Annotated in this window: 10 protein-coding genes; 5 read left to right on the top strand and 5 right to left on the bottom strand. The window is 58.4% G+C overall.

The features are described 5' to 3' along the window. The first annotated feature begins 223 nt into the window (after window positions 1–223). The gene (locus L6R21_07720) at window positions 224–1,411 is read left to right on the top strand and encodes a hypothetical protein (protein ID MCK6559074.1); all 1,188 of its coding nucleotides are present in this window, start codon (window positions 224–226) and stop codon (window positions 1,409–1,411) included. Here the strand turns inward: L6R21_07720 and rlmB are convergent. Then, a complete protein-coding gene (gene rlmB, locus L6R21_07715; protein ID MCK6559073.1) occupies window positions 1,365–2,153 on the bottom strand; it encodes a 23S rRNA (guanosine(2251)-2'-O)-methyltransferase RlmB in 789 nt (262 codons plus the stop codon). The two genes, L6R21_07720 and rlmB, sit on opposite strands and share 47 nt — an antisense overlap. 728 nt (window positions 2,154–2,881) lie before the next feature. Between rlmB and L6R21_07710 the strand changes: the two genes are divergently transcribed. The 3 genes from L6R21_07710 (at window position 2,882) to L6R21_07700 (ending at window position 8,028) form a co-directional block, all read left to right on the top strand. Next, window positions 2,882–6,004 (top strand): BamA/TamA family outer membrane protein, encoded by a 3,123-nt coding sequence (locus tag L6R21_07710; GenBank protein MCK6559072.1) that lies wholly within the window; start codon window positions 2,882–2,884, stop codon window positions 6,002–6,004. 204 nt (window positions 6,005–6,208) lie between these two features. Further along, window positions 6,209–7,561, top strand: coding sequence for a GWxTD domain-containing protein (locus L6R21_07705; protein ID MCK6559071.1), 1,353 nt, complete (start codon window positions 6,209–6,211; stop codon window positions 7,559–7,561). A gap of 65 nt (window positions 7,562–7,626) precedes the next feature. Further along, window positions 7,627–8,028 (top strand): hypothetical protein, encoded by a 402-nt coding sequence (locus L6R21_07700; GenBank protein MCK6559070.1) that lies wholly within the window; start codon window positions 7,627–7,629, stop codon window positions 8,026–8,028. 5 nt (window positions 8,029–8,033) lie between these two features. On the opposite strand, the gene L6R21_07695 is transcribed toward L6R21_07700, so the two are convergent. From L6R21_07695 to L6R21_07685, 3 genes are all read right to left on the bottom strand, one after another. After that, complete coding sequence (locus tag L6R21_07695) at window positions 8,034–8,450, bottom strand: SxtJ family membrane protein (protein MCK6559069.1); 417 nt, start codon at window positions 8,448–8,450, stop codon at window positions 8,034–8,036. A gap of 65 nt (window positions 8,451–8,515) precedes the next feature. Then, on the bottom strand, window positions 8,516–10,357 hold the full coding sequence (locus L6R21_07690; GenBank protein ID MCK6559068.1) for a carbamoyltransferase: 1,842 nt from the start codon (window positions 10,355–10,357) through the stop codon (window positions 8,516–8,518). Between the two features lie 678 nt (window positions 10,358–11,035). Beyond that, window positions 11,036–13,618, bottom strand: coding sequence for a choice-of-anchor B family protein (locus L6R21_07685; GenBank protein ID MCK6559067.1), 2,583 nt, complete (start codon window positions 13,616–13,618; stop codon window positions 11,036–11,038). Window positions 13,619–13,911: 293 nt separating this feature from the next. Here L6R21_07685 and L6R21_07680 point away from each other — a divergent pair, with 293 nt between their 5' ends. After that, window positions 13,912–14,385, top strand: a complete 474-nt coding sequence (locus L6R21_07680; protein ID MCK6559066.1) for a DUF4920 domain-containing protein — start codon at window positions 13,912–13,914, stop codon at window positions 14,383–14,385. A 110-nt stretch (window positions 14,386–14,495) separates the two neighbouring features. On the opposite strand, the gene L6R21_07675 is transcribed toward L6R21_07680, so the two are convergent. Continuing rightward, entirely contained in the window at window positions 14,496–15,074 is a 579-nt protein-coding gene (locus tag L6R21_07675; GenBank protein MCK6559065.1) for a histidine phosphatase family protein, read from the bottom strand. Between the last annotated feature and the right edge of the window lie 2 nt (window positions 15,075–15,076).

The raw sequence follows: 15,076 nt of genomic DNA, 5'->3' as shown, positions 1-15,076 counted from the left end.
CGCACCGGGCAGAAGAAATCAGCAACGTGACAAGCCTGGTGACGTGACAACAGAATCCGTTACCTCCTTTAGTCGTTTTCCTTCCTCCTCAGAATCCCCAGTGTCCTCCGGGACCTGGGGATTTTTCATGTCAGCTTGCATTTTTCCGCAAAACCTCTAAATTGCCGCTCGTCAACAGGCCTCGCGAATTTCCACCCCATGCGGAGAGAGGAAAAACCTGGGAATGCAACAACTCCGGAAAGGATTGTTTGCCGGGATCACGTGCGCGCTGCTTTCAACCGGCTGCGGCACCAAGGATTCGGCGACAATCCCCACCCCTGCCACCGTTTGGTCAGTCCAACCTTCTCTGAAATATGATGTCTGCCATCTCATCGGCATTCTCGCGGGACGGCCGCTTTACCTCCAATTCTACCCGGGAATCTATCAGCAATGGGGCAGCAAACTGCCGGCGCCCGTCAAGGCCGCGCTGGGGCAAATCGACAAGATCCTTGGCCCGGAGTGGCCGCCCGGCCCGCGCCTGAGCCTGCTGATGTCATTTGTGCCGGCGGATGGCAGCTTGAGCGCCATCCTGCGCGCCCTGGATCGCAACAAAGAAATCTACGATCGGCTGATGCAGTCTGATTACGCCAGCCAGAACAATTGGAAGCAGTGGGTTGACCTCAAACCGCACGTGCAAGTCGTGCTGCAGCACCTGCAATCCAGCGGTTTTGAAAACTATTGGCGGGAACAACTTTGGCCGGGCATCAGCGCACGCATCGAGCAGGCCCGGCAGGAATTGCAGCCGTATGACGTGGTCGGAGATTTGAAGCGTTTTCTCGTTGACTTTGAGGGTCGTGACACTCTGCAGGTGTTCTTCCTGGCGCTCGCTCATCCTCATGAGCTTCGGCTCAGCAGTTACCAACGTGCAACAGACATCAGAAATCCGCTCAGGGAAATGGTCAGAAGTTTCTACGAGCAGATGGCGCATCCCTATTGCGACCGCCTGGTGGATTCCCTGTTTGCTGCGGATTTCGCAGCGCTGCAAGCCGACAGCTTCTTGATCAAAGCGCAGCGCCTCCACGCCGGCGGCCACGGCATGTCGAATTATTTTCGCAAGGAACTGGTTGTTGCGGTTGAGCTATGGCTGGCAGGGCGGCGGCAATTGCTGCCGGTGGGCACTAACCTTGCGAATGCCGGAACCGACGAGGCCGCGCGTCAGTACTTGCGAATTACCGACAACGGGGCGCACATTTTGGCCGCAGTGATCTACTCGTACCTCGAGTCCGGGCTGAAAGTGGAACGTCTCACCTATGCCGATTTCGTCCGGGATCTGTTTGCCAGCGGCAGGCTGCGTGCCGGAAGGATCGAGAGCCGGTATACGGATTTCATGAGCCGGCCGGCGAATCCGGAGGCCGGTTCGCCGAATGATTGAGCGCGCGGCGTTGGCGCACGATTTCATAGCAGGCGACTGCGGCAGCCGTGGCGACATTGAGCGAGGCCACTTGGCCGCGCATGGGGATGCTGTAGACAAAATCGCACTTCTCGCGCACCAGCCGATGCAACCCCTTGCCTTCGCCGCCCAGCACAACGGCCAGCGGCATGTTGGCATCCATTTCAAACACCGCTTGCTTGCCCCGTTCATCCAGCCCCACAATCCATAATCCGCGCTTCTTCAACGCTTCGATCTGCCCGGCAAGATTGGCCACTTGCGCCAGCGGCAAATGAAAAGCAGCCCCTGCCGAAGTTTTGATGGTCACCGCTGTAACGTCAGCGCAGCGGTTCTTGGTGATCACCAAGCCGTGCATGCCTGCCGCCTCCGCCACGCGAATGATGGCGCCCAGGTTGCGCGGATCCTCCACCCCATCCAACAGCATCAGCGCCGGTTTTTCCCGGGGCGTGCGGCGCTCGACCTTGGCCAGCATGGTCTCGCACGACACGTATTCCACTGCCGGCAACCAGCCCACCACGCCTTGATGCTTGTTGGTTTTGGTGAGGCGATCCAACTCCAGGCGGGGAAGAAACTGCACCGGAATCTTGCGGCCGCGTGCCTGTTGCAGCAAGGCTTCGATCTCTGCGCCCGCTGTGCCCTGTGCCACGGCAATCTTGCGCACCGGTATTTGTGCCGCCAGCGCCTCGGCCAGCGGGTTTCTTCCGAAAATCGTGAGGTTAGACATGAAATTCTGCCAATTCTGGTTGACTGAGTTTCTTTTCTGAGAATTCTCAGGTTTTCAATGCAAGGGCCAAGCCGTTGCAAGAACTCAATTGTTAGCGGGCTGTGATTTCGAGCGGCTACTGATTCGTGTTTGTTCAGAAATGAAGAAACCGCCTGGGCGTTTGGCTCCGCAGCGTACACACGTCGAACAGAACTGACCCTTGCTCATGACGAAACGCCCGAGTGGTGGGGTTTGGGACCGACACTAACGCGATGATTGTGAACCGGCATTACGTTCCGATTTCGCAACAAATCCTCGACAGGAAGTCACGGGCAGGCGGGGATACCTCGGAAAAGCCGGATCGCTCTCCGACTTGCGACACAGCAAAAAGCGGCTTCCGCGACGGCTGTGAATGACCTGTACATGTACACAATGTTCGCAAAGCCCTGCTTGCATTTTGCGCTCGAGGGATTGTCCTTTCTGTCGAAAAGCAACGCGCCCACAATAAGCAACGCCCGCTTGAATGTCAAGGGCTTTGGCGCATGCCGCTCGGCGGCTCGCTCCTGAAACGCCAGCCTGGCAGTGACGGACGGCCTCACGGTCCTTTCGCAGCCACAGGAGGTGAAACCTGCGACGGCCGCCTGCTGCCCTCGGTGTGTTTCACAGCAAAAGCACTTTGAGCGCGTTTGGTCTCGTTGATCTTCCGCAGGCAGGATGCCAGGGCCGGCAGCGCAGCCAACGGAGAACGCATGACGCCTAGATTCCCCGCCTTTGGCGGCATTTCCGCTTTTGTTATTCTCACCCTTTTCTCGCCGCTCTACAGCCAAAGTTTTGGCAAAAATCACGTGCAATACAAGAGCTTCAAGGCCCGCTACCTTCAGTCGCGGCACTTCGACATTTACTTTCACACCGGCGGCGAGTCGCTGGCGGAATTCACCGCGGAAGTGGCGGAGCAAAGCTACGAGATGCTGCGGTCGGACTTTCACTATGAGTTGCATGATCGCATCACGATCGTGGTTTACAACAGCCACAACGATTTTCAGCAGACCAATCTCAGTCTCGGTCCGCCCGAGGAAGCGGTCGGCGGCTTCACCGAGTTTTTCAAGAACCGCGTGGTCGTGCCTTATGATAGCGACTGGGAGAAGTTCCGACACGTCATCCATCACGAATTGACTCATGCCGTGATGCTGCAAATGGTGTATGGCTCAGGTGTGCAGGCGATTCTCACCGGCCTGAGCCGCGTGCAAATGCCGTTGTGGTTCATCGAAGGTTTGGCAGAGTATGAGAGCCGCGGCTGGGACACGGAGAGTGACATGTTCATGCGCGATGCCGCGCTCAACGGCTACGTTCCCGCGATCAATGACTTGAGCCGTTATGGCTTTCTGGCCTACAAGGGCGGGCAAGCGGTACTCTACTATCTCGCCCAAAGATACGGCCCGGAAAAAATCAGCGAGCTTTTGAGCCGGGTCAAAATCACCAAGAGCCTCGAGCGGGCCGTGCGGCAATCTCTGGGCATCGAGATCGAAGATCTCAGCAAACGCTGGCACCAGCATTTGCGCAAGCAATACTGGCCTGACATCGCCAACCGCCAGGAACCGCAGGAAATCGGCACCCCGCTCACCGATCACGTGGCCTACCGGAATTTCATCAACAACAGCGCGGCGCTCTCGCCCAATGGCGATCAGGTCGCCTTCCTGTCGGACAAATCCGACTATTTTGACATCTACCTGATGAGCACCCTTGACGGCAAGATCATCAGCAAGTTGGTCAGCGGCCAGAAAACCGACAACCTCGAGGAATTGCACTGGCTGCGGCCCGGCATCAGTTGGTCGCCGGACGGCACGCACATTGTTTTCGCCGCCAAGGCCGGCGCGCAGGATGCGCTGCATTTAGTCGACGTCCGGCAAGAGAAAATTGTGCGCAGCCTGAAATTCAGACTGGACGGTGTCTTTTCCCCGGCGTGGTCGCCCCGGGGAGATGAAATCGCGTTTGTGGGCATGCACAACGGTCAAAGCGATCTTTACGCGGTTGACTTGTCAACCGAACAGCTTCGCCCGCTCACGCAGGATGTCTTCAGCGATCTCGATCCCTCCTATTCGCCCGACGGCGCGCGCTTGGCATTCGTCAGCGATCGCGGCAGCCACCTCGTGGCCGACAGTCTGAGCCCGGATTTCAAGATTTGGCGCAGCGATTACCGCAATCTCGACGTGTACCTCGTGGAGGCGAAAGGCGCGGCCAGTGGCGGAAAAATCACACGCCTCACCAATACGCCCTCGCAGGAAAAGTCGCCGGTCTTCTCGCCGCAAGGCGACAAGCTCGTTTTCACCAGCGATCGTTCCGGCATTGCCAATCTCTATCTGCATGATCTCGCCACGCAGACGGAGTATCCGATCACAAATGTCATCTCCGGAATCTTTCATCTTTCCTGGGCCGGCGAGGGCTCGCGCCTGACGTTCGTTTCCTTTTTCAACGGCGGCTACGATGTCTATTTGCTCAAGAATCCGCTCGACCTGCAGCCGGGCATGATACAGCTCGAAAAGACGGCGTTTCTGGAGGCGCTCGAGGCCAGACGCGCAGCCCAGCCCGACAGCGTGGCAGTCACTGCCACCGGCAGGCGCGCCGAGGACGGACCGGAAAAGTATCGCCAATACGTCTTCGGCAAGGATTTCGCTAACGGCATCGTCCAGCCGCGGCCCGAACGCGTTGCCCTCGGCGACAGCACGCAGTACAAATCAGCCAACGGCGAATACCTGGTGCGGGATTACAAAACCAAATTCACGCCCGATATTGTCTACGGCAATGCCGGTTACAGCCAGTTCTTCGGTGTGCAGGGGCAAACGCAGATCTCGCTCTCCGACGTACTCGGCGATCATCGCATCGATTTCATCACGGATCTGTTCTACGACATCCGCAATTCTAACTACCTCGTGCGCTACTTTCATCTGCCGCGGCGCACGGACTATGGCATCGGCGCATTCCACAACGCCTGGTACTTCTACAGCAGTCCATCCGGACTGATGCGCGATCGCTACTACGGCCTCTCGCTCTTTGCCTCCCGGCCATTCAGCACCTTTCGCCGCCTGGAGGCCGGTGCCACCTGGCTCGCCATCAATCGCGAATTTCTCCACCAGAACGGCACGCCGGTGCGGCGGCTGCGGCTGGTGCTCGGCAATCTCGCCTACGTCACGGACACGGCACTGTGGGGATGGACCGGCCCCAACAACGGCAGCCGTTCCGAGCTGGCGGTGAGCTTCTCTCCCAAAATCGCGGCGCACAACGGACTCGGGTTTTTCACCGTGCGCGGCGACGTGCGGCGATACTACAAATTCTTCCAAGAGTATAACTTCGTTCTGCGTTTCGCCGGCGGCTTCTCCGAGGGCAGCGAGCCACAGCAATTCTATCTCGGCGGCCTCGACAACTGGCTCAATCAACGCTTCAAAGGCGGCCTCCGCATTGACCGGCCGGAAGACATCTATTTCGCCAGCTTCGAGACGCCCCTGCGTGGCACCGACTACTATGAGAAAACCGGCAATCGTTTTATGCTCTTGAATCTCGAATTCCGCTACCCGATGATTCGGCAATTGCTGCTGGGCTGGCCGCTGCCGCTGGCTTTGGAGAATGTGCGCGGCACGCTGTTCACCGATCTGGGCGCGGCCTGGCGCGGCGAGCTTGGCCGCCGTGAGGACTTTCAGCCTTTTCGCAGATCAGGTTCTGCTGTGCCCAGGTTGCATGATGTGCAGATGGGATATGGCCTTGGCGCGCGTGCCAATTTGGGAATCCTGCTTTTCCGTCTCGATCTTGCCTGGAAGACAAACCTGAGGCAGGCCAGCTCGAAGCCACGATACTATTTCTCACTCGGCGCGGAGTTGTAAGAGAATACGATCAGCGGCTGCCAGGCCTGCGCCGCAGAAATGCCGCACCGTCCTGTTCGGTTGTGCCGGGAAGATGGCAGATTCCACGGCGAGCCCGATGCCGGCGCAGCTCTGCAGTTTACCGGTGTTGAATGTAAGATTATGCCGTCAACGGAATGGCCGCAGTCCTAAAAGGCAAGGTTTGCTTGGTTGAACATGTGCAGTGTGATTTTCCGGAGAACACCAGCGCTGCGGTTTTGGGCACGCCGCGGGCATTTTCCCGCGGCCAGCCTCTGCCTGATGCTGCTGGCCATCATGCCGTTGCGAGTGCCGGCGCAACCCACGGCTGAAGCAGCACAAGTGCAACCGCCGAACGGTAACGGGCGAGTTCAGACCGGCGGCATCACCGGATTGCCGGCGTTTGTTCTGCGCTCCTATCAATTTCTCGAGCCGGACGGCCGCGTGCGCCTCGAAATTCGCTTCGGACTGGTGAATGATCTGCTGCAATTCGTCCGCCTCCAGCCCGATCGCTATCACGCCGCCTACGAGGTCACGCTGGCGCTCCTCAATGAGGCGGGGAACTTCATCGCCGGCCGCACCTGGAAACGGCAGTTGCGTGCAGAGTCTTTTGCCGAGACCAATAATCGCCAACATCTGAATGAAGAAAAAGCCTCATTCACGGTGGCGAACGGCAAATATGAGCTGCGCTTGGAAATCACCGATATCGAGACGCGCAAACGCTTGCAGCGCCGCTATCCGCTGCAGTTGCTCGGAGGTGAACCGCAACGGCTGCAATTAAGCTCGCTGGTTCTCGGGTATCGTTTGCCGGATAGCGATACTCTGCAATACAATTTTGCCGCGCTGCTCACCAGCCAGGATGACCGGCAGGGCGTCCATTTCGAAATCGCGGGCGCCACGCCCGGAGATACACTAGCGCTGACCTATGAGATCGTGGACTGGCGCAAAGCCGTACTCGAGCGCTGGGAGCAACGGCAAGCCGTGACCGCGGATCGCATGGCGATCTTTGAACCGTTTGGCCGGCGGCTCAAGCACCAAGGCCCGCAGCGTTTGCGGGTAAAGGCGCATTGCGGCGGCGACACCGCCCAGGCAGAAGTCGATTTTCGGGTGAATCTCCCCTCTTTTGATGAGGCCCCCGCCGGGCTGGTGGCTTCCGATTTTCTGCGCATGCCGCTTGCCGTGCTGCGCTACATCAGCGCTGCGGACGAGTATCAGCGTCTGGCCGCGGCCGGCGAGGCCGAGCGTGACAGCCTGATTGCCGCTTTCTGGCGCCGCCGCGACCCGACGCCCGGCACCGATCAAAACGAGTTGCGTGATGAGTTCTACCGCCGGGTGAAATTTGCCGAGGCGCGCTTCGCGATCACGGGCATGAGCAAAGCCGGCTGGGAAACCGATCGCGGCCGAATCTATATCGTCTATGGCCCGCCGCAGGAAGTGCATCATCGCTTGGAAGAGGCCGGATCTTCGCCCTACGAAGTCTGGCTCTATCCGCATCGCGACCGCTACTTTGTGTTTCGGGACAAACAGGGCTCGGGAGATTTCAAGCTGGTCAACCGTTGACCGCGCACTCTTACAAAACGAGGAGACCTGACACAGCTCCGCAGCGGGTTGTGAAGGAAAACATCATGCAAACGATTATCGTGGGATTGGTGGCGGGCTTGGTGGTGGGAATCATCTGCGTCTTCTATGTTTTCATCCGCACGCGCAGCGTGGTGGCCGCCAACCTGGCCGCGCGGAAACCGCGCCGGTACGTGTCGCAAGACCCGAACTATTCCGATGAACCGACCAGCTCGGGCTTCATGTTTATGGCGATTATTGCCAGCGGCTCACTGCTGTGGGGTTTCATCGGCGCGGGCATTTATCATCTCATCAGAAACGATTTGTACTTCTTCATCCTCTCGGCCGTGCTGGCACTGGTGATCAGCATCTGGATTTGGAAAAGCCGGGCCACCTATGCCGTCGACAAGATGATTCTCACGTTTGTCATCTTGCTCGGTTTGGGCGTGTTGATCCCCTGGCTGATTTGACCGCGTTAGAACATCTTTTCCGCTGCCTCGGGTTTGAACTCGCCGGCCGTCCGCTTGACCCAATACGTTTGCGCTTGGGGATTCCATCGTTGTTCGAGCAAGTCCTTGCCCAACAGCCGGGCGATCAACCCGATCGGCGTGAACAATCCCAGGTACAACACGGTCAAAATCACCCGTGTCATGACGAATCCCATCACCAACGCCAATGTCATCCAGGCGCGATAAACCGGTGCGAGCAGCTTGGGGACCAGCCCTCCCACTCCCGCAAAAATCACGGCCGCCGCGAGCCAATATCCTGCGCTGGATTTTTCCTGCCAGAACAAATAACCGGCAAGCGCCAACAGCAGCAGGCCCATGGTCAAGCCAAAAGACCTCAGCTTGGCGGGCGTAACGGAAAGATTCTTGATTTCCTGCCTGAGCATGTTCACTCCCTGCAATGAAGTTCAGCCGCCGCTTCCGTCCCCTCGGTTCGTGCGGCACATGTTCCTCAATCTAACTCGAATTGCTGCTGCCAGCTCAGATCCTGCACGGTTTGCTTCTGATCCCGCTTGGCGATAAGAAAGTTCTCGATGACGAGATAGTCCATGTTGGTGCGCATGAAGCAGGCCAATGCCTCGGCGGGCCGGCAGACGATGGGTTCACCGCGCACGTTGAAGGAAGTGTTGATCAGCAACGGGCAGCCGGTGAGATCGGCAAATGCTTTGATCAGCGCGTAGAAGCGCGGGTTGTCGGCGGGGTGCACGGTTTGAATGCGCGCGGAATAATCGACGTGCGTGACCGCAGGAATCGTCGCGCGCATGATCTTGAGCTTGTCCAGCCCGGTCACGCCGTGTTCATCCGTGGGCATTCGCCAGCGCTCCAACACCGGCGCGACCAGCAGCATGTAGGGGCTTTCACGGTCGAGCATGAAGTAGTCAGTGGCGCGCTCGGCCAGCACCGCCGGCGCAAACGGACGAAAGCTCTCGCGGAACTTGATTTTGAGATTCATGAGCGATTGCATGCGGGGCGAGCGGGCGTCTCCCAGAATGCTGCGGCTGCCGAGCGCGCGCGGGCCGAATTCCATGCGGCCTTGAAACCAGCCGACGACGTGTTCCTCGGCCAGCAGCTTGGCCACGGTCGGCGCGATTTCCAGATCGCTGAGTTTGGTGAAAGCGACTTCATTGGCGATGAGGAAATTCTCAATCTCTGCGGTGCGGTAGTGCGGGCCCAAATACGAACCGCGCTGGGCATCGCGGCCGTTGGGCGAAACGTGGCGATCCGCGCCGAGGTAGCGATACCAGGCATAGAGCGCTGCTCCCAACGCGCCGCCGGCATCGCCCGCCGCCGGTTGAATCCAGATATCCTGAAAAGGCCCTTCCCGCAGGAGGCGACCGTTGCCGACGCAGTTCAGCGCCACCCCACCCGCCAGCACGAGTTTGTTCATCCCGGTTTCGCGGTGCACGTGACGCGCCATGCGCAGCATGATTTCTTCGGTGACTGCCTGCACCGAGGCCGCCAGGTCCATCTCGCGCTGGGTCAGCGGCGTTTCCGGTTTGCGCGGCGGCCCGCCAAACAGCCGGGCAAAGCGCGCGTTGGTCATGGTCAAGCCGGCGCAGTAATCAAAGTACCTCATGTTCAGCCGAAACGAGCCGTCTTCCCGCAAATCGAGCAGCTCTTGGCGAATGAGGCCGGCATACACCGGCGCGCCGTAGGGCGCCAACCCCATGAGTTTGTATTCGCCTGAGTTGACCTTGAAGCCGGTGAAATACGTGAACGCCGAGTACAGCAAGCCCAGCGAATGCGGAAACAGTAGCTCGGCGCGCAACTCGAGAGTGTTGCCGGAGGCAACGCCGTAGCTGGCAGTGGCCCATTCGCCGACCCCGTCCATCGTCAGAAATGCGGCCTCCGTGAAGGGAGAAGGATAAAACGCCGAAGCCGCATGCGATTCATGATGCTCGGGGAAAATGACCTTGCCGGTGAATCCCAATTCGTTCTGGATGTAATCCTTCAGCCACAATTTGCGCTTGAGCCAAAGCGGCATGGCTTTGAGGAATGAGACCAGTCCGCGCGGCGCATAAGCCAGGTAGGTCAACAGCAGGCGCTCGAATTTGATGAAGGGCTTGTCATAGAAAGCGACATAATCCAGTTCTGCGGCCGTCAGGCCGCCCTCCTGCAGACAATAGGCAATGGCCGCTACGGGGAAGTCGGGATCATGCTTCTTGCGCGAGAAGCGCTCCTGCTGCGCCGCCGCAACGATCTCGCCGTTGCGCACCAGGCAGGCCGCGCTGTCATGATAAAAGGCCGAGAGGCCGAGGATGTTGATCGTATCTTTTCCTGCCGGCAGATTCATTCAGACTCTTTTCCAAGTGAGCCGCTGCGCCCGCGAATCATCAGTCGTCTGGCAGCGCGGCCCGGGTTTCATTCATCAATAGCACAACGAGCCGCAACCAAAAAAGAAAAACAACAGCGCACGCAAAGACGCAAAGATACGCAAAGAAAATCTTGACTTCAGACTTTCATGAAGAGAACAAATGATTGAAAAACCTTTGCGGGCCTTTGCGGCTCTGCGTCTTTGCGTGAATTCTTTTAGCAAGAATCTCAAAAGTTAGAGATTTGAAAAAGTGTTACGAAACCCGTATAAACACAGATCAAAATGGCACTCCTTGAAAAAATCTTTGCTTTTTTTGCACAAATTTGACTACTAAGGCACTACGCCAGGTTTCAGACAAGCTGAAACCTGAAGCCCGAGGGCAGCAATAAGCCCGATTTGTGCACTGTTGTCTCGCACGAGGTATTCGCCACCACTGTCATCCAACTGTCATCCAGTATGGATCCTGTGAAGATTGAGGCACACGCCCGTGTTATTCACTTCAAAAGCTCACCGCCAAGACGCGAAGAAGGACTCTCTTGATTTTGAAACTCCGCGTCGACGCGGTTCGAATGTCTGCCTTGTGGTGAAGAATCTTCTGGAATTTTATTCTGACTTTGCGCGCCTTACGGCATAGCGTTCTACTTCAGCACTTGCGGTTCAGCGCAACAGTGTTAGCTTGCGTTGCAAAGTTGAACCTTCTGTTTGCAGGCGGCAAACATACACGCCGCTGGCAGCCGGGCGGCCTTCCGCGGTGCGGCCCTGCCACTGCACACGATGGTTGCCCGCGGCAAGCTCGCCGGAAATCAGCGTGGCGACAAGCTGGCCGTTCAGGTTGTAAATTTTCAAACTCACCGCGGCCGCATATGGCAGGGTGAATTGCATCGTGGTTTCGGGATTGAAGGGATTGGGATAGTTTTGCTCGAGCCGGAATTCCGCCGGTGCGGATGGCGATTGATCCGCGACGGTGACCGCCAGATCGAACCAGGCCAAAATGCGCTGCATCATTTGCGGCCGCGTCAGCGTGCGGGGATTGTTCGAGGGAATGGCTTCGAAGCCAAAGCCGAAGAAAACGATCTTGGCATCATTGCCGGCATTGGCCACGGTCACGGCGCCCACTTCCGTGGCATTTAGGTAGGTGAAAGCCGGCCGGGCATTTCCGCCTGTCACTGGTTGCAGCACATCGGGCGAAACTTGGTTGTTGGCGCCGGCCATTCCGGAAATGGCGAGCAAAGAGGCGCTTTCGGCAATCGGGCTGTTGGCCGCGCCGCTGAGGACGAAACGATTGGTGTTGCCGAGATATTCAAGGTGCAGATAGTCGCGCAAAAAAGCGCTGTTCTCGGCAAACAGAGATTGCGCAAGATTTTGGCCGGAGAGAAACAACCGGCCGCCGCGATCGAGAAAACGCGCCAGACTGTCCTGCTCGGCCCGGCTCAACACCGCGGTCGACGCATCGCCGGTGAACCAAATCATGGTGCGCGACGAGAGTTGCGCCGCGGTTGTCACCGGCAGGTTGCTGCCGTAGCTGGCAGTTTGCCACTCGTAAATCGCCAAGCCGGTGCCGGCCAGCGCGCCGCGATAGTACTCGCTGTAATCAGCGAGCGGATCATCATTGACGAGCACAATGTCCGCTGCCTGCAGTTGGAAATCGCGCGTCGTGGTCGTGCCGGCGGTCACGCTCACGTTGTGCCATGCCTGGCTGACGTAGGGAAAACGCGAGGCGAGCCACAGGCTGTCGTACTCGGCGAAGGGACCGTCGGAGATGGAGAGATTGTCGAAACGGTAATGTCCCTGCGCGTCGGTGATTTGCGAGTACACGATCGGAGCCTGCAATAATTCGCTGCGAACACGCAGATAAACCGTGTGACCGGCTGCCGGCTCTTGTGCCGGCAAGCGCACCGTGCCGGCAATGGCGCCGGCCGGCGCAGGCGCCAAGGTAATGGTGACGGTGTCGTTTCTGGCCGATGCCGTGGTAAAAGACACAGATTTTGCGGAATAGCCAAACGCCGAGGCTTCAAGAGAAAAACGCTGCGCCTCGCCGCCATACCCCGTGGCAAAGGCGCCGGTCGCGGTGGCGTGCGTGATCGTGCCGGATTCCACCACTTTGAGCCGGGCGTTGTTGATTCCGCTGTTGGTGGCGGCATCGCGCACTGCGCCGTAGACACGATGGCTGCGGCGGCCGTTGAATTTCACCACAAACAGGCCGGCTTGAATATCGCTGACATAAACGACGCCATGCTGCGTGTAAGGATAGGTTCCCCACGCACCGGCGAAACCGGGCTGCTCGTTTTGCGGATGCGTATCGTAACTGCCGACTTCGATGGGCGCCCGCGGATCGGCGATATCGATGATCTTCAAGCCGGATTGGTAGTGCGAGATGTAGGCAAAATCGCCGAGCATGAAGGGATTGTGCGCCAACTGGCTGCCGCCCAAATACTCTCCCACTAGTTTGATGTCGTTCAGATTCTGAATATCCCACAGCTTGAGGGTGCGTTGGGCGGTTTCTTCGGCGGTAATCATGTAGCGTTGATCCGGCGTCACCCAGGAGCTGTGCACATAACCGGCATTGGGAAAATTCAGGCGACGCAGCAGCCGCGGCGCGGCTGGATTGCTGACATCGAAGAAACCCATGGTGCGGTTGACGCCCTCGGCGACGTACAAAATGCCGTTTTGCGCAAAGGCATCATGCGCATCGGTGCCCAACCCGGGGCCGAGAATGGCGCGTTCTTCAGGACGCACGGGATCAGCCAGGCTCAGAATGCGCACCGGACTGGCGGCGTTGAAATCTTCGATGCCGTAGAGCACGCCTGCAGCAACGTCGATATAAATGTTGTGCGGCTCCGAAGCGAACCCCGGGTAGACCGCGACCAAGGTGGCGACCTGCGGCAGGCCGGAGAGATCGATAATCTGCATTTCGCCGGAGCTTTCGTTGACGACATAGAGGTATTGCTGATACGTCTTCATGTCGCGCCATTGCGAAAACGGCCCAGGAATGAATGCGCGCTCCACCGCATTCGCCGGATCCGTGGTCTCGATGATGCTCGTGCCCTCCCACGCGCCGAGGATGGCGTACTCGCGGCCGTCGGGCGCGCGATAGCCCCAGCAATCGCTGTAGCCCTGATGATTGTCGAGATGGGCCAGCAGCGTAACGTTGGCGATGCCGCTCTGCGCCAGGCAGGGCGAACTCAGACTCAGCAACAACAGAGACAAGGCAACAAGCGGCGATTGCAAACGCGCCAGCATCGAGACTCCTGATTTTTGGGAAAAGGATGAATTTTGGTGGGGAGCAAAGTATCTATCCTGCCGTCCAAAGTCAAGGCCGTTGCCGTGGATGGCGCCGTGGGATTGCCGGTTGCAAAAGCCCTTCATTTTGTGTATAATTGCCCCGTCCGATTGCAGCAAACGCTGCCGCAAAGCTCGCAAATTCATCTCCGGCAGTCTGTGCCTTGCGGGGAACATGCTGTTTGCTCAACCATGAACTGCGCCGCCGGCCACTGCCGGCGGCTGAATGCTTCATCAATTTCTGAGAGGAAACCATGCGCAAAGGTTGGATTTCATGTGTTCTGATTCTGTTCGGCCTCGCCTGCACCAAGACGCCCTCCTTTGAAGGCGAGAAGTACGGCGCGGCCATTACGCTCGGCCAGGTCACTCCGATTTCGCAAATCCTGGCCGAACCGCAAAGCCATCTCGACAAAAAGGTTTTGGTGCAGGGTGAAATTGTGGACGTGTGCGCGAAAGCGGGCTGCTGGCTGGAAATCGCCGGCGATCAACCGGGGCAGAAAATCAAAGTGAAAGTGAATGATGGTGAGATTGTGTTTCCGATGAGCGCCAAGGGCAAAATCGCGCAGGCGGAAGGTGAGGTGTATGAAATCAGCCTGACGCACGAGCAGGCCATGGGCTATTTTCACCACGTCGCGGAGGAAAAAGGTGTGCCGTTCGACTCGACCAGCGTCACCGGCCCCACGACGATCTATCAAATCAAAGGGCTTGCTGCGGTGATTGCCCAGTAGCGCTGACTGCTTGCCGTAGCGCAGGCTCCCTGCCAGCCTGCAGATAAGACGTCTGCGCTACGTTTTCTCAGAATCACCTTCACGCAGCCAGCCTGCCGACTGCGTACCCATCAACGAAATTTCACGCGCTCGAAGCCGGCGCACCCTCCCGCCCTCGCCCGGTCTCCAGCAATCCTCCAAAAGTGATCATAACCCTCAATGCGCGGTTCCGGATCGAAGAACGTGCTGAGCACGCCCAATTCCGGCCAACATTCTTTTGCCAGTCCGGCCTTGATCAAAAAATGCGGAATCACATTCGAATGCGACACCAGCACCACCGTCTGCGCCGGCCGGAAGCGGCGGCTCAAATCGAGCAGGAATGAAGTGATCGTCGCGGTGTCAGCGCAGGCTTGGTTAACCTGCACCGGCGCGCCCGTCTGCTGGGCGATGAGCAGAGCCGTGTGCAGCGTGCGCGTGGTTTGGCTGCTGTAGACTGCGGCCACTTCGCCCGATTGGAAGCGCGCCGCCACTTGTTTCGCCGTCTCGATTCCCTCCGCACTCAGCGGCTGATAGGCATCGAGTTCCGCGGCCTCGAACCAGCCCGCCAGCTTTTCAGAATGGCGCACGAGATAGATCGTCGGTTGCGTCCAACCGGCAGCCGCGCCGGCCAGCAGCAGCGAAATCACCAAAGCCATGATTCTTTGCTTCACCG

It is taken from the genome of bacterium, assembly GCA_023150945.1.
GTDB lineage: Bacteria > Zhuqueibacterota > Zhuqueibacteria > Zhuqueibacterales > Zhuqueibacteraceae > Coneutiohabitans.
The sequence above is the reverse complement of the archived record's forward strand: the minus strand, read 5'-3'. Positions and strand labels throughout refer to the sequence as shown.

What these genes read in the sequence shown, in the direction of transcription:
- rlmB (MCK6559073.1), bottom strand. Translation starts at nt 2,153, where the DNA reads ATGTCTAACCTCACGATTTTCGGAAGAAACCCGCTGGCCGAGGCGCTG.
- L6R21_07700 (MCK6559070.1), top strand. Translation starts at nt 7,627, where the DNA reads ATGCAAACGATTATCGTGGGATTGGTGGCGGGCTTGGTGGTGGGAATC.
- L6R21_07690 (MCK6559068.1), bottom strand. Translation starts at nt 10,357, where the DNA reads ATGAATCTGCCGGCAGGAAAAGATACGATCAACATCCTCGGCCTCTCG.
- L6R21_07685 (MCK6559067.1), bottom strand. Translation starts at nt 13,618, where the DNA reads ATGCTGGCGCGTTTGCAATCGCCGCTTGTTGCCTTGTCTCTGTTGTTG.
- L6R21_07680 (MCK6559066.1), top strand. Translation starts at nt 13,912, where the DNA reads ATGCGCAAAGGTTGGATTTCATGTGTTCTGATTCTGTTCGGCCTCGCC.
- L6R21_07710 (MCK6559072.1), top strand. Translation starts at nt 2,882, where the DNA reads ATGACGCCTAGATTCCCCGCCTTTGGCGGCATTTCCGCTTTTGTTATT.
- L6R21_07720 (MCK6559074.1), top strand. Translation starts at nt 224, where the DNA reads ATGCAACAACTCCGGAAAGGATTGTTTGCCGGGATCACGTGCGCGCTG.
- L6R21_07695 (MCK6559069.1), bottom strand. Translation starts at nt 8,450, where the DNA reads ATGCTCAGGCAGGAAATCAAGAATCTTTCCGTTACGCCCGCCAAGCTG.